General features: G+C 60.7%; 13 protein-coding genes. 3 read left to right on the top strand and 10 right to left on the bottom strand.

Annotated elements, in window-relative coordinates; translation table 11 throughout:
- Positions 1-16 precede the first annotated feature (16 nt).
- The 10 genes from ACOYW1_RS30760 to ACOYW1_RS30715 all read right to left on the bottom strand — a co-directional run bounded on the left by ACOYW1_RS30760 (position 17) and on the right by ACOYW1_RS30715 (position 13,069).
- Entirely contained in the window at positions 17-2,236 is a 2,220-nt protein-coding gene (locus ACOYW1_RS30760) for a methyl-accepting chemotaxis protein (protein WP_482420963.1), read from the bottom strand.
- A 94-nt stretch (positions 2,237-2,330) separates the two neighbouring features.
- Entirely contained in the window at positions 2,331-2,696 is a 366-nt protein-coding gene (locus ACOYW1_RS30755; RefSeq protein WP_482414539.1) for a response regulator transcription factor, read from the bottom strand.
- 95 nt (positions 2,697-2,791) lie between these two features.
- Positions 2,792-2,947, bottom strand: a complete 156-nt coding sequence (locus ACOYW1_RS30750) for a hypothetical protein (protein ID WP_180137367.1) — start codon at positions 2,945-2,947, stop codon at positions 2,792-2,794.
- 83 nt (positions 2,948-3,030) lie between these two features.
- Positions 3,031-4,317, bottom strand: a complete 1,287-nt coding sequence (locus ACOYW1_RS30745) for a M16 family metallopeptidase (RefSeq protein WP_482420962.1) — start codon at positions 4,315-4,317, stop codon at positions 3,031-3,033.
- The gene (locus ACOYW1_RS30740; protein WP_482420961.1) at positions 4,295-4,822 is read right to left on the bottom strand and encodes a chemotaxis protein CheW; all 528 of its coding nucleotides are present in this window, start codon (positions 4,820-4,822) and stop codon (positions 4,295-4,297) included. Before ACOYW1_RS30740 ends, ACOYW1_RS30745 begins: the two co-directional genes overlap by 23 nt.
- 47 nt (positions 4,823-4,869) lie before the next feature.
- Positions 4,870-6,480 (bottom strand): chemotaxis protein CheW, encoded by a 1,611-nt coding sequence (locus ACOYW1_RS30735; RefSeq protein WP_482420960.1) that lies wholly within the window; start codon positions 6,478-6,480, stop codon positions 4,870-4,872.
- A gap of 40 nt (positions 6,481-6,520) precedes the next feature.
- Positions 6,521-9,601, bottom strand: a complete 3,081-nt coding sequence (locus ACOYW1_RS30730; protein WP_482420959.1) for a hybrid sensor histidine kinase/response regulator — start codon at positions 9,599-9,601, stop codon at positions 6,521-6,523.
- Positions 9,602-9,674: 73 nt separating this feature from the next.
- On the bottom strand, positions 9,675-10,283 hold the full coding sequence (locus tag ACOYW1_RS30725) for a chemotaxis protein CheW (protein ID WP_482420958.1): 609 nt from the start codon (positions 10,281-10,283) through the stop codon (positions 9,675-9,677).
- A 47-nt stretch (positions 10,284-10,330) separates the two neighbouring features.
- Positions 10,331-11,671 carry a response regulator gene (locus ACOYW1_RS30720; protein ID WP_482414533.1) on the bottom strand — a complete coding sequence of 447 codons (1,341 nt, stop codon included), beginning with the start codon at positions 11,669-11,671 and terminating at the stop codon, positions 10,331-10,333.
- Between the two features lie 669 nt (positions 11,672-12,340).
- Positions 12,341-13,069, bottom strand: coding sequence for an amino acid ABC transporter ATP-binding protein (locus ACOYW1_RS30715; protein ID WP_180137374.1), 729 nt, complete (start codon positions 13,067-13,069; stop codon positions 12,341-12,343).
- 405 nt (positions 13,070-13,474) lie between these two features.
- On the opposite strand from ACOYW1_RS30715, the gene ACOYW1_RS30710 reads away from it, so the two are divergent.
- The 3 genes from ACOYW1_RS30710 to ACOYW1_RS30700 all read left to right on the top strand — a co-directional run bounded on the left by ACOYW1_RS30710 (position 13,475) and on the right by ACOYW1_RS30700 (position 19,038).
- Entirely contained in the window at positions 13,475-15,451 is a 1,977-nt protein-coding gene (locus tag ACOYW1_RS30710) for a c-type heme family protein (protein ID WP_482420957.1), read from the top strand.
- On the top strand, positions 15,438-17,057 hold the full coding sequence (locus ACOYW1_RS30705) for a sigma-54-dependent transcriptional regulator (RefSeq protein WP_482420956.1): 1,620 nt from the start codon (positions 15,438-15,440) through the stop codon (positions 17,055-17,057). Before ACOYW1_RS30710 ends, ACOYW1_RS30705 begins: the two co-directional genes overlap by 14 nt.
- Before the next feature lie 316 nt (positions 17,058-17,373).
- A complete protein-coding gene (locus ACOYW1_RS30700; protein ID WP_482420955.1) occupies positions 17,374-19,038 on the top strand; it encodes a YeiH family protein in 1,665 nt (554 codons plus the stop codon).
- Positions 19,039-19,055 lie beyond the last annotated feature (17 nt).

Here is a 19,055-nt window from a genome sequence, read left to right as displayed (position 1 = left end):
GGTCGAACAGCATTTCTTACGCCGCGTCCACCTTAAAAGCCGCGATGGAGCTGATCATGGCAAGTGCCGTCTCCTCCATCTCGTCCATGCGGGCGGCGGTGGCGAGACTGGCCTCCGAGGTGTCGGAGCTGATGGTCCCGATGGCTTCCATGGATTGCGTGATCTTCTCCGACTCCCTGGCCTGGTCCTCGGACGTACGAGAGATGCCGCCGATGAGTTCGGCGAGCTCGCCGGATACCTCGCGAATCTCCTCCAGCTTGGCGTGGGCATCGTCGGCTCGCTTTGATCCCTCCACAACCCTCTGGATACTGGCGTCCATACTGGCACCGGCCTCGGTGATCTCCCCCTGGATGTTCTTTACCAGGGTGTCGATCTGCTTGGTGGAGTTGGTGGAACGCTCCGCGAGGCGCTGGACCTCTTCGGCGACCACGGCAAAACCCCGGCCCGCGTCCCCTGCCATGGCTGCCTGGATGGAGGCGTTCAAAGCCAGGATCGAGGTCCTGTCGGCGATGTCCCCGATGATCTGCACGATGTTGCCGATCTCCTGGGAACTCTCCCCGAGGCGCTTAATGGCCCGGGCTGTCTCCTGGACGTTCTCCCGGATGGCTGACATGGAGGCGTTGGTCTTGCTCACCGCGTCGGCCCCCTCACGGGCGCTTGCCGTGGACTGCTCCGATACCGAGGCCGAATGCACGGCCCGTTCCGAAACCTGGCGAATGGCGTCTGCCATGCCCCGGATGTCGTCGATGGCCGAGGCGATCTGCTCGGCCTGGAAGGTACTGGTTTGGGCCAGCTTTTCCGTGGATTCATGAACCTCGCCGGAGGTGTCGTTCACGCGGCCCGCAGCAGCCTTGACCTCCCGGACCACCTGGCCGATCTGCTCGGCCATGAGGTTAAAGGAGTCGGCAATGGCGCCGGTCATGTCTTCGGTCACCTCCGCCCGTACGGTCAGGTCCCCTTCGGTGAGGCCGCTGATTTCGGTAAGGAGCTTCATGACGCTGCCCTGGATGGCGTCACGCTCTTCACGGCTCTGGATCAGGGAGAGGGTGTTGTCCAGCATGGCGTTGAGACTCTCGGCCATGATGCCGAGTTCGTCTCGGCTCATGACCTCGGCACGGGCGTCAAAGTTACCGATACCGATCTCACTGAAAAGGGACATGATGTTGTTGACCGGCCTGACAACAATGCGCCGCGCCACCAGCCAGACAACGGCCAGGCAGAGAATAAGAGCCACCACCGCGCCCACGGAGATCTTGGCGATAAGGGCGTTGATGGGGGCTACGATCTCCTCCTTTTCAACGGCCAGGCCCACCACCATGCCGGTGGTGGGAAGAAGGGAGAACACATAGTAGATCTCTTTGCCGTCCGAGGCCCGTGTCTCTTCAAGCATTCCACCCTTGTGCTCTTTAAAGAAACGAAAAAATGCGTCGGAGTAGCCGGGCTCCTTGTACACGGATGAGCCCACCTTGGCCTGTCCGAAGAGCTCCCCGGCCAGGATCGTCCCCTTTTCGCCCACGAGGAAGGGTCGGGCCGTGGCATAAGGTTTGAGCCGCTTCAGGTCGGCCTGGGCGTTGATCATGGACATGTCCACGGAGACCACCCCTTTGAACTCCCTGTCCCGGATGATGGGATGGACGATGGAGACCGTGGGGACCCCTCGGGTCAGGTAGACATCCGAGTAGTACATCAGGTCTGTCACGTTTCGGCCCCGCAGCATCTCAAGGGCGTTTTTCTTAGGCACCTGGTACCACCCCTTGGCGGTCTGGATACTCTTACTGGGCACGATCTCATCGCGTTTAAGCCCGTCTTTCCAGTGATAAAACGGGAGAAACCGACCGTCGATGGTATGCACGGTGTCGCCGCGGTACGCCTCATCCTGGCCGTCGGCGTCGGGTTCGTAGTTGATGGCAATACCAAAGCAGCCGGGGAAAGCCTCCATGCCGGCCTTGATCTGCTCAATGGTCCCTTCGCGGTCCCCGAACATCCCCGATGCCTGGGAGATGGCCGTTGTCCGCACCATCTGCGCCGTGGCCGAGATATCCGCCTCGGTGGACTGGCCCACGTTCTTGATCGAGGCAATCATCAGCTCTTGGCTGTTGGCAATCAGGTTTTCGCGGTAAGAGTTGATAATGGTCGTCAACAGGACCGCCATCACCAACACGATCATCGATACGATGCCAAAGGACAGCTTGGTGCCGACCTTGAGGCTCTGAAAAAACGATTTTATGCGTTCCAATGCGCCACTCCTTCCTCGTGGCGACGGCCCATGCACGACGGGCCGTCGAAAAAACCCCGCGTAACCAGGGGAGATTCAAACCGAACCCGATGGATCAGAGCAGCGCCTTGACCGCATTCAGGTACTCACCATTATCAAAGGGCTTGGTCATGTACCCGTCGGCACCCTGCTTCGTCCCCCAGAACCGGTCGCTGTCCTGGGTTTTGCTGGTGAGCATGATGATCTTGATATCCTGGGTGTCCGGGGCCGTTTTCAGCTGCCGGCACACCTGGAACCCGTTCTTCTTCGGCAGGATCACGTCCAGGACAATGAGGTCGGGGTGCTCACCGGTGGCCTTTTCAAGGGCCTCTTCGCCATCCACAGCCGTGATGACATCGTACCCCGCCTCGGTCAGGGGGGTGGTCATAAGGATCATGTTCGTCGGGCTGTCCTCGACAACCAGAATTTTATGTTTCGCCATTGTTTCACTCCAGAATTACTCAAAAACCCATGCAGCGCCGGTGCAGGCGCCCCGCTTACCGGGGCGCCCCGGACACATCGTCCGTACCTGCGGCCCTACCGCTTCACAAATTGATCGATGCCCTCTTCCTTCCACACCTTCAGCGTCTTCTCATCCTTGGGGTTGATCTTGACCCCGATGGCGTTGACGGGAACATCATGTTTCTTCTGCACGTCGATCCAGTTTTTCTTCACGGCGTTGTCGATGGTCATGATTGCACTCCTTCTTGGTCTATGGATTGATGGACGACGCCCCTTGGCCCTACGGCCATGACGTCGCCATGTGCCCGGCTTTTTCAGACAAACTCTGCCAGCAGATCCTCGATCCCTTGCCGGGTAAAGGTCTCGGGCCCTTCGGGGCCCACCACGGAGACAGCCACATGCTTCAGGGCCCTGGCAAGGCCGCTGCCTGCGGTCTCCTTGAGTTCCGCACACCCCACCGCGTCGATGGACGATAGGATCTCCTCTCCGGAGAGAAACCGCTCGAAATAAAAGGCCTGGGTGGCCAGGCGGCTCATGCGGGTCGAAGAATTCTCCGAGGCAATGAGGTGTTGGGCCCGCAGCTGCATCCGGGCCTTCCACAGCTCCTCTTCGGAGACGGGGTCATCCCCTGCGGCAAGCTGCCACAGCTCCACCAGCACAAGGCACAGGACCCGGATGAGATACTCCGGGGCCGTGCTCCCTTCGATGACCAGCATACCGCCGTCGGCATAGGCGTGGTATTCCGAGCCGATGCGGTACACCAGGCCCCGCTCCTCCCTCAACCGGGCATAGAGCCGGGAGCTCGATCCGCCGCCGATAATGCTGTTGAGCAGGTGCACCCCGTAGCGCCCCTCGTCCCCGTAGGGCAGGCAGTCAAGGCCGATGGCAAAGTAGGCCTGGGACACAGGCACGTCCTCCACCACCACCCCGGAAGCAAACGAAGGGCTGGGGCTATGGGTCTTCTCCCCGGTCCCCATCATCCGCCAGAAGGCGTCCCGCACCTGGGAGAGAAAATCCCCGTGGTGAAGGTTGCCTGCCGCCGCCACGATCATGCGGTCGGGAAGGTAGTACCGGTGGACAAAATAGATCAAATCCTCCCGGGTCATGCCCCGGACCACCTCCGGAGAACCGGCCACGGAGCGCCCCAGGGGATGTCGGCCCCAGACATGGGATTTCAGGGCGTCGTGGGCCCTGCTTGAGGGGATGTCGGACTCCCCGTCGATCTCCCGGAGGATCGAGTGTTTTTCCCGCTCCAGGGCCTCTTCAGGAAACACCGAGTTAAGAAGGATGTCCCCCATGAGATCCAGGGCGTAGGTGGTGTAATCGTCCAGCACCGTGGCCGAATAACAGGTGTAATCCCGGGTAGTGAAGGCCCCCATCTGCCCGCCGGACTCGTCCATCATCAGGGCAATGTCCCGGGCACTGCGGCTTCCCGTGCCCTGGAACATCATGTGCTCGGCCAGGTGGGCCAGGCCGTGACACCCTTCGGGCTCATCCCGGGGTCCGACATCGATCATGATCCCCACGGACACAGACCGCGTCTCGGGCATGGACTCGGTGACCACGCGGATACCGTTTTCAAGTGTCGTGGCTGAATACACCGCTCAACTCCCCTCCCAGGATGTGTTCAAGATGGGGCACCACAAGGAGCCCCTCCTCCCATCGGTACATCCCCTTGACCGCCGGAAGAAGGGATGCTTCCAGATACGCCCCCGCAGACAGGGGCTCGGTACGGGGAGCGCTGCCAAGGAGCCTTGCCCCGGGAGCGATGCGCACAAGGGCCCGCTTCCAGTTCTCAGGTTCCCCTGAAAGGCCCGCCTTTCGCACCACCAGCATGCGCGTGCCGCCGTACCCGGCCTCATCGGGGGCAAAGCCCAGGAGGGTCTCCAGGGAGAGAACCGGCAGGGCAAGGCCCCGCCAGTCCCCGAGCCCGCCGACATAGGCCGGGGCAAAGGGCACCTCGGAAAAGGCAAGGGATCCCAGAATATCTTCCACCTGGGAGATGCCGAACAGAAACCACACCGGCTCCCCCTGGGCAAAAGCCCCAACGGCCGGGGCGAGGATCAGGGAACCCGATGAGGCGGATTTGTACTCTCTTACGTCCATGTTTTTCTCTTTTTACGATGGTGCGCAGCATGACCGCGCAACGATTCTCACAGACCTTCGTCCTCAGGATAATCAGCTGCCACGGAATCGGCCGCCAGCTCTGAGACCACCTCAACCATCATGCGTTTGACCACACGGTGGACCACCTTTTCCAACAGGGCGGGGGAGATGGCCTCAGCCAGGGCATCGTCTGTAACAGGGGTTTCACGTGCTTCCACCGCAAGCTCGATGTCAGGAACAAGAAGTTCTTCGGCTTCCGGGGCATCGAACGATTCCACCGAAAGCTCGATATCAGGAACAAGGAGTTCTTCGGCTTCAGGGGCATCACACGCTTCCACCGCAAGCCCGATATCAGGAACAAGGAGTTCTTCGGCCTCAGGGGCTTCGAACGATTCCACCGAAAGCTCGATGTCAGGAACAAGGAGTTCTTCCGCTTCCGGGGCATCACACGCTTCCACCGCAAGCTCGATATCAGGAACAAGGAGTTCTTCGGCCTCAGGGGCATCGAACGATTCCACCGAAAGCTCGATATCAGGAACAAGAAGTTCTTCGGCCTCAGGGGCATCGAACGCTTCCACCGAAAGCTCGATATCAGGAACAGGGAGTTCTTCTGCTTCCGGGGCATCACACGCTTCCACCGTAAGCTCGATATCAGGAACAGGGAGTTCTTCGGCCTCAAGGGCATCAAATGCTTCCACCGCAAGCCCGATATCAGGAACAAGGAGTTCTTCGGCCTCAGGGGCATCACACGCTTCCACCGAAAGCTCGATATCTGGAACAAGGAGTTCTTCGGCCTCAGGGGCATCGAACGATTCCACCGAAAGCTCGATATCAGGAACAAGGAGTTCTTCGGCCTCAGGGGCTTCACACGCTTCCACCGCAAGCTCGATATCTGGAACAAGGAGTTCTTCGGCCTCAGGGGCATCGAACGCTTCCACCGCAAGCTCGATATCAGGAACAGGGAGTTCTTCGGCCTCAGGGGCTTCGAACGATTCCACCGAAAGCTCGATATCAGGAACAGGGAGTTCTTCGGCCTCAAAGGCATCAAATGCTTCCACCGCAAGCTCGATATCAGGAACAAGAAGTTCTTCCGCTTCAGGGGCATCACACGCGTCCACCGAAAGCTCGATATCAGGAACAGGGAGTTCTTCGGCCTCAAAGGCATCAAATGCTTCCACCGCCGGTTCGATGCCAAAAGCCGAAAGATCGTCTGCCGCCGGGATCCGGCTTCGCGAAACAGCTGCCCTGCCCACGGCTTCCGGGCGAATCAGGGGAACCCAGCCACCCGGGCCGTGCAGGGCCTCCGGGAAGAGGTCCTTTGCCGGGCCGTTAAACACCGGAGGCATCTCCGCCATATCCTTATCAGCCCCTTCCAGCACCTTGCCCACCCCGTCCACGGACAGGGCCACGGCCCCGTCTTCCAGGCGAAGGATCACGGTTTTGGCACCGGATGTGTCGCCATGGGGAAAGTCGGCCGCTCCCAGGAGCTGGGACGCGCTGTACAGGGGCACAGCCTCCCCTTGAAAGGCAACCGATCCCATCTCTACGGTAGCCTGCCTGCCGCCATGCTCCGGGCGGCCCTGTTCCACGGAGACAACAGAGCCCATGTCCACGCCCAGGGTCAGGGGCCCCACAGTAAACGATAAATAGGTATGCATCTGGTCCCCTTTCCGGGTCATGAGGGTGGGCCGTGCCCATTCACCGCATGGCCAGCCGTTCAATCAGGTTGAGAAACTGCCGGTTGTCGAAGGGCTTCACAACGTACCCGTCGGCCCCTAAGGCCCTTGCCTTTTCCCGGTACTTGGCCGTGGACCGAGAGGTGAGCATGACCACCGGAACCGTGCGGCAGGACGGGTGGGACCGCCTTGCGCTCAAAAATTCGTACCCGTTCATCCTGGGCATCTCCACGTCCAGGACAATCACATCGGGGGTAAGGAAAGAGAGTGTCTCCAGGGCCTCCACCCCGTCCCTGGCAAAGGTGGTTTTCCAGCCCCGGCTTTCCAGGAGCCGTGCCACCACCTGGCGGACGCTGACGGAATCATCCACAATGAGGACCTCCAGGGGCGTGTCGGCCTCGGGGTCCGTCACCGGTGCAGCAGGTCGGGCGTCACCCAACTCACCGTCCAGCAGCTCCCGGACGTTGAGGATGGGCACCAGGCTCCCGTCCCCCATCACCGTGGCCCCGGAGATCCCCTTGACGTATTGCAGGTGGCTGCCGAGGCTCTTGATAACAATCTCCTGCTGCCCCACGAGGCTGTCCACGGCCAGGGCCGCCGTCCTCTCGGGGGACTCGATCTTGAGCACAAGGGGCCGGTCTCCCACGCCCTCGCGACTCGCCGTGTCGTCGGCCATGCCCAGGACTCGGGAGAGACGATAGAGCGGAAAGACCTCATCATCCACCCGAACCGACTCCATGGGCTCGCGCACCATGTTTTCCGGGTAGCCCCTCAGCATGTCGCTGATCTCGTTCAAAGGAACGGCAAAGGTACGACCCGCCGCCGTACACAGCACAGCTCGGGTGACGGCAAGGGTCAGAGGAATACGCACCAGAAGCACCGTGCCCTGTCCCGGACCGGGGGAAGAGATGCGCACCGAGCCTTTGAGCTCTTCGATATTGGTTTTCACCACATCCATGCCCACCCCGCGGCCGGAGATCTCCGTCACCTCGCCCCGGGTGCTGAACCCGGGGGCAAAGACCAGGGAGACCAGCTCCTCGTCGCTCAAAGATGCGGCATCCACACCGGCCATGGATTCTGCTCTGCGGCGGATGGCCGCAAGGTTCAACCCGGCCCCGTCATCCCGAATCCGGATCAGCACCTGGTTCCCCTCCCGGGAGGCGGATACTGCGATGATACCGGTGTCGGGTTTGCCAGCCTTACGGCGTGATTCCGGGTCTTCAATACCGTGATCCACGGCGTTGCGAAGGATATGGAGCAGGGGGTCGGCCAGTTTTTCCCAGATCACACGGTCCAGCTCGATGCCCTCTCCGCGGATGGTCAGGCGCACCTGTTTTGCCAGCCTGTCGGCCACCTCCCGCACCGCCCGCCGCATCCGGGTCGTGATCACGGACATGGGGGCCATGCGGATGTGCATCAGCTTGCCCTGGAGCTCGCTCAGCAGGACGCGCTGCCGGGTGACGTACCCTTCAAAGTCGCTGTGAAGGGTTTCCTTCGTCACGCTGTAAATCTCCCCGATGTCCACCGCGGATTCGGCCAGATCCCGGAGCATGAGGTTGAATTCGGAGTAGCGGTCCAGCTCCAGGCTGTCGAAGTCGCCAAAGGGATCCCCGTCACCGGCCTCGGCCAGGGCCGCACCCGGTTTTGCGATGGCCTTGACCTCGTAGCCCACCTGCAGGCTGCGGGAGGTCTCCCGCAGGCGCGCCCGGGACAGGTCCAGTTCGGAGACCGTCCCCATGAAAGCGTCGAGCTTCCGGTCAAAGGCGCTCAAGGCGATGATCTGTTCGGAGGCGAGGTTGACCAGGTCGTCGAGCTTTTCCATGCCCACGCGAAAGGTCCCCGACAATGCGGGGCCCGGTGCGCCTGCAGCCTCCCGGTCCATGGCTGCCTCATCCTCAACGGACAGGGCGTCAAAGATCCCCACGCTCTCTCCAGGCTCACCGTGGGGCCCATCCCCCGCCCCAGGGGCAGGTGCCCCGGGGGAGGCGCCGCGGATGCGGGAAAAATCCGTTTCAAGAGCGGACATTTCGTGGTCGGTCACCCGGGACGGGTCGGTCAAGAAAAGGGCCATGATGTCCGTTGCCCTCAACAGCACGGCCACGGCCTCGGGCGTGATCTCTTCGGCCTCGTCGTAGAGCCAGTCCAAAAGGTCTTCCACCCGGTGCGCCCAGGCAGGCAGCCCGGTCATGCCCACAAGGCTTGAGGCCCCTTTGATGGTGTGCACGGCCCGGCGAACCTGGCGAATCTTCTCTTTTTCCTCCGCCCCCATGATCATGGGCTCCGCCACCTGCGCCTCTAAGGCCTCCAGGTTCCGGTTGATGGACTCCACGTGCTCTTCCACCTCGTCGTTGAACACGGCGAGGATCTCCGGGGCCACCCCGCTGGGGGCGTCGCCGCTCTCCGGCAGAACCCCCGGCGAACCGTCCGGTTCCTGTTCGGGAAAGGGATCGGGACACACCGGAGGGGCATCAAAGAGAAAGGGATCCACCGACGCCACGTCGTCATCCTCGGGCATGGGCATTCCGTCAAGGCCCTCGGTACCCGAGGGGACATCGCCCAGGAGCAACTCGGCCTCAGCATCCCCTTCAACGCACAGGGTGGGCTCCTGATCAGGCTCCGGCACCCCAACCCCGGGGACAGAGACGTCCCCGGGACCGGGGTCTTCGCCGAGTTCTTCCAGAAACAAGGCCACGGCCTCTTTGCTCCCCGTTTCGGGCAACCCCCCGAGGCGCCTGAACACCGCCACCGATCGGGCCACCATGGAGATCTCATGGGCACGGTCCGTAATCCGTCCCAGGGCAAAGGCGTCAAAGTGGTCCACGGCTTCTGCCATGGCGTCGAGGAAAGGGGCATCCACCGGCAAGGCCCCTTCCATGGCCTCCTCCAGTGCCTCTTCCACGGGCGCGGCCGCATGGCTCAGGCCCACAAGTCCCACAAGGGACGCCGCCCCGTGGATGATATGGACCAACCGGTGGAGTTCCTGAACCTCCTCCACACGGCGGGGCTCGGCGGACAGCGCCTCGATTCCGCTGCGAAGCAACGGAATGTAAGTTGTCACTTCATCAATAAATCCATTGACAATGCTGCTGTTTTGAGATCCCACGATACAATTCGTCCCCCATATTGACTGTCGTAACGGCTCGAAAGCTCCGTGTTGAGCCTCCGCCCGTGTCCGCTCACGCCTTTCGAAAGCTGTTCATCCGGTCCGAGGTCAGCAGTGCCTTCACATCAAGAAGGTAGAGCAGCGAGTCACCGGTGGCGGCAACCCCTGCGAGATAGGGCGTGATATCCCCCCTGGTGAACGGGTTGGAAGAGACCTTCCATGCCCCTTCGGCCAGGGAGACCATCCCCTCCAGCCGATCCACTCGAACCCCCACCTTGAGGTGATGGGCATGCAGCACAACCATGCTGCCCCCTCCCGGAGAGACCGAAGGGCCCCTGCCGAAAAAAGCCTTCAAATCGACCATGGAGACCACGTCTCCGCGAATGTTGCTGATGCCCGACACCCAGCCGGGAAGGTTCGGCAGAGGGGTCACCTTGGGGAGTCTCCCCACTTCCAGGGCACAGCCCAGAGGAACCGCAAAATGCACCCCATCCATCCGGAAGCGGATGTAAGGCTCGGAGTCGGCCTGGCCGGCCTCCGGCTCCCGGAAAGGTCCTGTCTTTTCGGAAGAAAAGGAACCCTCCGGTTCCTCCGCCCCCATCTCAGCCAGCAGCTCATCCAGGGGGGGCGATGTGTCGCTTCCCGCATCCGGTCCGAGCCCGTCGGTCTCTCGTTTGTCCATTTGTAACATCCCGTTTTTCAGAACAGGGCCGGAGCACGGTCCACGCCCTACATGTGCTTGACTATGGTCTGCAACAACTCGTCGGGGTTAAAAGGCTTGGTCAGGTACGCAGCGCTTCCTGCGATTTTTCCCTTCATGCGGCTCATGAACCCGTCCCGGCTGGTCAGCATCACAACGGGGATGGCCTTGAGGTCTCGCTTGTTCTTAATGATGGAGAGAATCTCGTATCCGTTCATCTTGGGCAGGATGATGTCCAGCAGGATCAGGTCGGGTCGCTCTTCGCTGAGTTTGCTCAGGGCCTCCAGGCCGTCCACGGCCTCGATGATGCGATACCCCTTCATGTTCAGGGTGGCGCCGATGACCTTGCGCGTGGTGGCGCTGTCCTCAACCACCAGAATCGTCTTGCCGTCCCCCACGGTCTCGGCCTGGGGAGAGGCCTTCTCCCCCGTTTCATCCGAGACCTGCTGGGCGGCCATCCAGGTGAGGTAGAGCTTCAGCTGGTCTGAAAAAAAAGGCTGTTCCCCTGCCAGGGCCACGGTGTCGTTGAAGAGCTCTAAGGTGCGGTCCGTGTCCTTGATATTGAAATGACACATGGCCATGTAATACGACGCATAAAGGTTCCGGTTCGCTTCCCTTGCCAGGACCCTGGCAAAGCGCTTCACCGAGGTGTCCACGACATCGGAATCGCAGCTGCTGTTGCCCGGGGAGAGGCTGGTACGGGTAATGAGAAGCTGCATCCCGCAGTCCGTGCAGAGTACCGCCTTCATGTTCAGGGGAGCCCAGCAAAAGGGACAGCGCTTCACCCGGTCATCGGTAACGGCGCCACGGGCCCTTTCGAACCGCTCTTTTTCCTCTGCGATCTCCTTGTCTTCCGGAGCCAGGAACAGGGCCCGTTCAATGGCCCCCTGGATGGTCTTGAGGGTGCCGATGGTCCGGGAATACCACAGCCAGGCCCCGGCCAGGTGTTTGTTGCGGTTCAACAGCGCCACAAGGAGCTGCTGTCCCCGCTTCAGCCGAAACCCCTCAATGTGGGCCACGGCCTCTTCAAGGGACCGGGCTTCATCGGCCCTCTGGTCTTTGGCCTCATCGTTGATCCGCTTGCCCTCAAGAAGCAGCTGCATCATGGAGGTGTGGATACGCCGGGGCCGGTCACAAAATTTGATTATTTCAATTTCAGGGGTTTCCCAGGAGATCAGCTCCAGGGCGGCGGCGTGGCCCGTCAGCTCCCACACGGCGGCGTCCACTACGGCCCCGTCCCTGAAGTAAAGGTACCCCACCCGACCCCCGGACCTCAGCTTCAGGGACCATGTTTCCTGATTCATCTCAATCATGGTCACCATGCTGTCCAGGGAAAAACCCCTTACATAGTCATGCGAAGTACCAGCCAAAATCACCACCTTGCTCAGCACCTGGACAGATGCATCCTGTTGTTGTTCTTCAACGCCTCAAAGCATGCAGCAGCCCCCCCGCAACAAAACCGCGCAATGCTACGGGGAAGATGAAAGCAGAAAACGGGCCAGATTCTTTCCCTTGTCATCTTTTCTAAACACCAGAAAAACTCCTTTATACGCAACCAGATAAATTTACATGTTTTTTCTCATTGACTACATAAAAAGCCCAGCCTGTCTCCCTCGCTGACTTAAAACGACATGCCTTTGATGACTCATGAAAACCATGGTATTGCATGCCGAAATTACACTAAAGTGAACAACTGTCCGAAAAACAAAACGCAGTCATACGCAATGAAAAGGGCATCCGGGCTTTGTCTATTTTCTACAGCAAACAGCCCCAAAAACCGCGCCTGTGTTCCCTGTTTTTTACACCAACAGATTCAACAATTAGGTAAGACAGATCCCGGGTGGGGAACTCGTCCATGGCGTTCACTATGCCGAACAAATCGCGCCCCGACCCCGGCCAAGACAGGAAAAACAGGGTCATGGATCTGCCAGGGTTCAACCGGGGGTAAGGGGAAATAACAGTGGGTTCGAAAAGACAAAAAACCCCATGCCGACGGGACGACATGGGGTCAAAAGGAAGGCAAATGAATGTTATGGGGCTCAGTGGGTCAGGATCTTGCTGAGGAAGAGCTTGGTGCGTTCGTTTTCAGGATGGGTGAAAAAGGCATCCGGGGTGTTGGTCTCCACCACCACGCCTTTGTCCATGAAGACCACCTCACTGCCCACCTCCCGGGCAAAGCCCATCTCATGGGTCACCACCACCATGGTCATTCCCTCCCTGGCCAGATTCATCATGACCTCCAGCACTTCGTTGATCATCTCCGGGTCCAGGGCGCTGGTGGGTTCATCGAAGAGCATGATCCGCGGCTTCATGGCCAGGCCCCTGGCAATGGCCACCCGCTGCTGCTGGCCGCCGGAGAGCTGGGAGGGGTAAGCGTCGGCCTTGTCGTGGATCCCCACCTTGGCCAGGAGCTCCATGGCGATCTCCCGGGCCTCCTTGTCCCCCATCTTCCGGACCTTTTTCGGTGCCAGGGTGATGTTGTCCAGCACCGACATATGGGGATAGAGGTTGAACTGCTGAAACACGAACCCCACCTCGGTGCGAAGCCGGGTCAGGTCTGCCTTGGGGTCGTGAACCGCGATGCCGTCCACCACGATGGAGCCGGAGTCGATGGGTTCCAGGCGGTTGATGCATCGGATGAGGGTGCTTTTACCCGAACCGCTGGGCCCGCACACCACGGTGACATCCCCGGACCCCACGTGAAAATCGACATCCTTGAGAACATGCAGGTCCCCGTACCACTTATTTACATTATCAAACTGAATCATCCGGCCATGCTCCCGATGGATTGCGCGCGCCGCCCCGTATCCGGGACGGGCGGTTGATTCTGGTGTGGCGCCCCTTTAAAAACCCCCAGCGGCCCTTCAGGCCGCGTTACGGAACCTTTACGCCGTGCGCAGGGAATTTCCAGTGGTCGCGTCATGTTTCAAGGCAACGATTGTTCACGACAATGAAACAAAAGTCAATCGTGAAGGCAAGGCACATCCCGCGACTGCCTTTGTCCCTCACCCCATCACCGGTCCCCGTGGACGGCCACAGGAAGATTCTGTCAATCCTCCTTTTATGCTATAGAAAAACAGATTCTCCCGGGGACTTCCCTTTCCGCGCCCGTTGCCGGGCCCGGCCGGTCGGAACCCCGCCCGACGTCCACCTTATGAAGTGACAGGTACCATATGAAACGTCGAGCGTCCCTTAAAAATCGGTTTTTTGCAGGGGCCTCCGCCATCCTGCTCCTTTTTTGCAGCGTGGTCTCCCTGGTGGAGTACGCCTGGCTCTCGGACCAGGTGGAGGAACAGGCCGCCCACAACGCCGCACGCCACCTGGCAACGGCCTCGGCCATCCGCACCTACGCCAAGGATGTCCTGCGCCCGGTCATGGAAAGCGAGCTCTCTGCCAACCGCTTTGTCATCGAATCCATGTCCACCTCCTACATCTCCCGGGAGATCATGAAGAATCTCAACGAAAGGTTCCCGGAGTTCACCTACAAACGGGCCGCGGACAACCCCCGCAACCCCCTGAACCGGGCAGACCCCTTTGAAGAGGAGCGCATTGCCTGGTTCGACACCCACCGCGAGGAGACCGGCTGGGAGGGCATGATCACCCGGTCGGACGGCACCCACTACGTCAAGATGGAACCCATCACCGTAGAAGACTCCTGCCTGAGGTGCCACGGGGTTCCCGAAGACGCTCCGAAAGAGCTCAGGGAGCGTTACGGAGACGCGGCCAGCTACGGATACGCCGTGGGGGACGTGGTGGCAGCCGACACCCTGTACATCCCCATGACCCACTATCGCATCCAGATCAAGGAGAAGGCGTGGGGTGTCTTTATCGTGGGGTTTGCCGCCCTCTTCTGCCTCATGGGCCTGTTTCGCCTCCTCTTTAACCGCACGGTGCACAACCGCCTCTCCCACCTGCTGGAGACCTTCACCCGGCTGTCGGGCACCTCCGGCGACACCCCCAGCGACCCCATCCCGGCCGGTGACGAGGTGGACCGCCTGGCCCTGGCCTTTGAAGAGGCCGCCGAGAACCTGGAGGCAGCCCACAACGACCTCACCCGATCCGAGAGCAAATACAGGCGCCTTTTTGAGCACAGCCCCAACGCCATCCTTCTCTTCGGGGCCGACGACCGCCTCACCGACATCAACCGGGCAGGCCTTTCCCTGTTCAAGCTCGACTCCATGGCCGAGGCCTTTCTCATGGAAGCCTTCCACACCCTCTTCTGGGACGGCAGAGACGCTGCTACCGTGGACGCCCAGGTCAAGGAAGGGCTCGTCCTCTACGAAAAAGAGCTCTCCATGGTGGATCGCTTCGGGGTGCGCATCGACGCCCTGATCACTGCCACCGGCCTCTTTGACGAGAACTCGGGCACCTACCTCGGCATGGAGATGGTCTTAAGGGACATCACCCGGCAAAAGCAGATCAACGCCCACCTGGCCCAGACCGAAAAGCTCGCCTCCATCGGCCAGCTCGCCGCAGGGTTTGCCCATGAGATCAACAACCCCCTGGGGGTCATCAGCTGCTATGCGGATCTTATAGACAAACAGGTGAAGGGCAACGCCCAGCTCAAGGAGGACGTGGGGGTGATCACCAAGCACGCCTCCCTGTGCACCCACGTGGTGGAGTCCCTCCTCAACTTCGCCCGGGTCAACAAACCGGAGTTCCTCATGCACGACCTCCACGGCATCCTGGACGATATCCTCTCCATCCTGCGCCACCGTATGGAAAAGGTCGGGGTAACCGCCCAGACCCGCTACCTGGCCACCGGGGTGGAGCTCCCCCTGGACCCGGAAAAAATCCGGCAGCTCTTCATGAACCTTGTCATCAACGCCATCCAGGCCATGGACAAAGGGGGCGAGCTGACTGTGGCAACGCGCCTTGTCGACGCCAGCCACCTGGAGGTCACCGTGGCCGACACCGGCGTGGGCATAAGCCCTTCGGACCGCACGCGCATCTTCGAGCCTTTCTTCACCACCAAGGCCAAGGGCGTGGGCACGGGCCTGGGCCTGTCCGTGAGCTACGGCATCGTTCGGCAGCACGGCGGGACAATCGACGTGGAAAGCACCCCCGGGGAAGGGACCTGCTTTGCGGTCACCCTGCCCTTACGAAAAGACCCGGAGACAAAAGGGAAAAGCAACAGTGAACCCACATGAAACCATCCTGATCGTGGACGATGAAACCGACCTGACCCGGGGCCTTGCACGCACCCTTCAGATGGCCCTGCCCGTGACGGTGCGCACCGTCGCAAGCGGTGAAGAGGCCCTGGCCATCCTGAAACTGGAATCCGTTGACCTTATCCTCACCGATATCAGCATGCCGGAGATGAGCGGCATGGAACTCCTGGAACAGATCCTTGCAGACGATGCCACCCAGACCGTTATCCTCATGACGGCTTACGGCACCATCGACGTGGCGGTCTCAGCCATGAAAAAAGGGGCCTGGGACTTCCTTCAGAAGCCCTTTGCCTCGGACACCCTCGTGCGCATCGTCACCAAGGGCCTGGAGCGCCACCGGCTCCTCAGGGAAAACCGGGAACTCACGGCCCGCCTCGCCGAAACCTCGGGCAGCCCCCTCGTGGGTAACAGCGTCCCCATCCGCCAGACCCTGGACACCCTGGCCATGCTGGGACAAAGCGACGTCACCGTCCTGATCCGGGGAGAGACCGGCACGGGCAAGGACCTGGCCGCCCGCATCATCCACGAGGCCAGCGACCGCAAGGCAAAGCCATTTGTCACCGTCAACTGCCCGGCCCTGCCCGAGGGGCTTCTGGAGAGCGAGCTCTTCGGCCACAAAAAAGGGGCCTTCACCAACGCAGACACCGACAAAGTCGGCCTCTTCGACCAGGCCCGGGGAGGCACGCTCTTCCTGGACGAAATCGGCGACCTCACCCCCGGCCTCCAGACCAAGCTCCTCAGGGTCCTCCAGAACCGGGAAATCCGCCCCCTGGGCGACCCTGAAAGCCACACCGTGGACGTGCGCATCCTGGCCGCCACCAACCAGGCCCTGGAATCCAAAATCGACGACGCCTCGTTTCGGGCCGACCTCTTCTACCGCCTCAACGTGGCAACCGTCACCATGCCTCCGCTGCGGGAGATACGCGACGACATCCCCCTTCTCGTGGAGCACTTCCTCTCCAAGGCCTCCCGGGACCTGAAACTCCCCAGGAAACAGCTCTCCCCCGTGCTCATGGCCTCGGTGTGCAGCCGCCCCTGGCCGGGCAACACCCGGGAGCTCGAAAACACCCTCACAGGCTGGGTGGCCCTCACCCAGGGCGACACCATCGACCTCTGCGAAGTACCGGACACACCGCCCCATGGAGACACCCCCATGGATTCCTTTGCCGTGCCCTACCTGGACCAGAAGGAGAAAATCATCGAATCCTTCACCCGGGACTACCTCCACCGCCTCTTTACCGAAACCGGCGGCAACGTGGCCCTTTCCGCCCGCAAAAGCGGCATCAAGCGCCAGTCCCTCCAGAAGATCATCCAGCGCTATGCCATCGACGTGGAGTCTTACAGGAAGGTAGGGGAAAGGATAAAGACAGAAAAAACGACGCCCCTTGGGATCGATACAGGCAAAACACCTCGAAATCAGGGCACAAGTGTGCGTTCTCTATGGCCCCATCGCCTGACCATCCAGGCCATCTTTTCCCTGCCCCCCCAGCACGGCAGGTGCCCCCCCAAGGCGGCACCCTATCATCTCACCCGCCGGGGATGCTGCCGCTCCTTGCCCTCCAACGCTCTTCATCAAATGTGCTGATGAATTTCATTCATTGGCCTTGCTTCCCCACACCCAACAACATTCATAAGTGTTTTTTATCGGTTTCATTCCGATAACTTATGCATTCCGCTGCATCTTCTGGCATTCCCCTTGCTCCTTTACCGGGCATGAATTGTTTGCCGGGCGCTGCTCTCCATGCAGGGGGCAGGAGGCCTGCTTCACCCGGGCACACCTTTTACGAGGGACGCTGTTCCACCACCATTTGGGAGGAGAAGAGAAATATGACAACGGAAACCAAGGACAACATCGTCTACGACAGTGGCAAAGGGCGCCTGTCGGACTTATGAAGAAGAACATGACTGGCGACGGCTGGGCCTCGATCCTGCTCTTTGCGGGCATGATCATTTACTTCCCTAAGGGAGACGCCGCGGTCAAGGCCAAGATCACCGAGGCCAACGCCACCTTGACACAGGAGAGTGAACGGGCGCCGTTCAAGACCATTGAGTGGTACTCGGCCGTGGACGCCAAGAAAAAGCTAAAGGCCACCTCCAGCCCCGTGGGCAAGGCCATCAAGAAATTCACCAGCAAGCCCCATAAATGGAGCGGCAACCCCATCTCCGCCTTTTACCTGAGCGCCGAAGACGCCAAGGCCCTGTCGGCCAAGGGGATGGTGAAGTACGACGCGGGCAAGGCCAAAGTGTCTGAAGCCCTTGAAGCGGCCACCGCAGCCCAGGCCGCGGCCGCTGCCGCAAACTTCGGCGACACCGCCCTCAATGCCGATGCCGGCAAGAAGATCGATGACTGGCGCAGCGCCCACGCCAAGCTGGGAAGCCTCAAGAAGAAGGCCAACGTCAAACCCTACAACCTGCTGCCCGGCCTCATCGGCTTCATGATCTTCCTGGCCCTCTTCTTCGGCGTGGGCATCGCCTTCATGGGAGACTCCTTTGCCAGGTTCGCCAAGGCCTTCTGCTTTGTCTTCGCCGTGGCGGTGCTGGCTTACGTGGCCGCGGCCAACGCCACCATGAAGCACTACGGCATCGGCTACGCAGCCTGGGCCATTCTCTTCGGCATGATCATCAGCAACACCGTGGGCACCCCCGAGTGGGTGAAACCCGGGGTCCAGACCGAGTACTACATCAAAACCGGCCTGGTACTCCTTGGGGCGGAGGTACTTTTCAACAAGATCCTCTCCATCGGTATCCCCGGTATCTTCGTGGCCTGGGTGGTGACCCCCGTCGTGTTGATCTCCACCTACTGGTTCGGCCAGAAGATCCTGAAGATCGAATCCAAGACCATGAACATGACCATCTCCGCGGACATGAGCGTCTGCGGGGTCTCGGCAGCCATCGCCACGGCCTCGGCCTGCCGGGCCAAAAAAGAGGAGCTGACCCTGGCCGTTGGCCTCTCCCTGATCTTTACCTCCATCATGATGATCATCATGCCCGCCGTTATCAAGGCCACCGGCATGGACTACATCCTGGGCGGCGCCTGGATGGGCGGTACCATCGACGCCACGGGCGCCGTGGCCGCGGCCGGCGCCTTCCTCTCGGAGCGGGCCCTTTACGTGGCCGCCACCATCAAGATGATCCAGAACGTGCTCATCGGCGTCATCGCCTTTGGTGTGGCCATTTACTTCGTGGCTGAAGAGGAGGCTGCCAGCGGCCGCAAGGTGGGGCTCATCGAAATCTGGAACCGATTCCCCAAATTCGTCATCGGGTTCATCATCGCCTCCATCGCGTTCTCGACCCTCTACACCTCCATCGGCAAGGACCTGGCCTACGTCATCATCGATCACGGCGCCATCCGGGGCTTCTCCAAAATCGGTCGGGGCTGGTTCTTCTGCCTGGCCTTTGCCAGCATCGGCCTGGCCACCAACTTCCGGGAGCTGAAGTCCTACTTCAAAGGAGGCAAGCCCTTGATCCTCTATGTCTGCGGCCAGAGCCTCAACCTGTGCCTGACCCTGATCATGGCCTACATCATGTTCTTCCTGGTCTTCCCGGAGATCACCGCCAAGATCTAACGGAATAAGGAGAAAAC

Source organism: Desulfoluna sp. CYM3A (assembly GCF_056829965.1).
Note: the sequence above shows the minus strand (reverse complement) of the source record. Positions and strands in the feature narration are given on the sequence as shown.

Excerpts from the sequence above, each read along its gene's own strand:
- ACOYW1_RS30715 (WP_180137374.1), bottom strand. The coding sequence starts at position 13,069 with ATGATTCAGTTTGATAATGTAAATAAGTGGTACGGGGACCTGCATGTT.
- ACOYW1_RS30755 (WP_482414539.1), bottom strand. The coding sequence starts at position 2,696 with ATGGCGAAACATAAAATTCTGGTTGTCGAGGACAGCCCGACGAACATG.
- ACOYW1_RS30740 (WP_482420961.1), bottom strand. The coding sequence starts at position 4,822 with ATGGACGTAAGAGAGTACAAATCCGCCTCATCGGGTTCCCTGATCCTC.
- ACOYW1_RS30700 (WP_482420955.1), top strand. The coding sequence starts at position 17,374 with ATGACTGGCGACGGCTGGGCCTCGATCCTGCTCTTTGCGGGCATGATC.
- ACOYW1_RS30710 (WP_482420957.1), top strand. The coding sequence starts at position 13,475 with ATGAAACGTCGAGCGTCCCTTAAAAATCGGTTTTTTGCAGGGGCCTCC.
- ACOYW1_RS30725 (WP_482420958.1), bottom strand. The coding sequence starts at position 10,283 with ATGGACAAACGAGAGACCGACGGGCTCGGACCGGATGCGGGAAGCGAC.
- ACOYW1_RS30735 (WP_482420960.1), bottom strand. The coding sequence starts at position 6,480 with ATGCATACCTATTTATCGTTTACTGTGGGGCCCCTGACCCTGGGCGTG.
- ACOYW1_RS30750 (WP_180137367.1), bottom strand. The coding sequence starts at position 2,947 with ATGACCATCGACAACGCCGTGAAGAAAAACTGGATCGACGTGCAGAAG.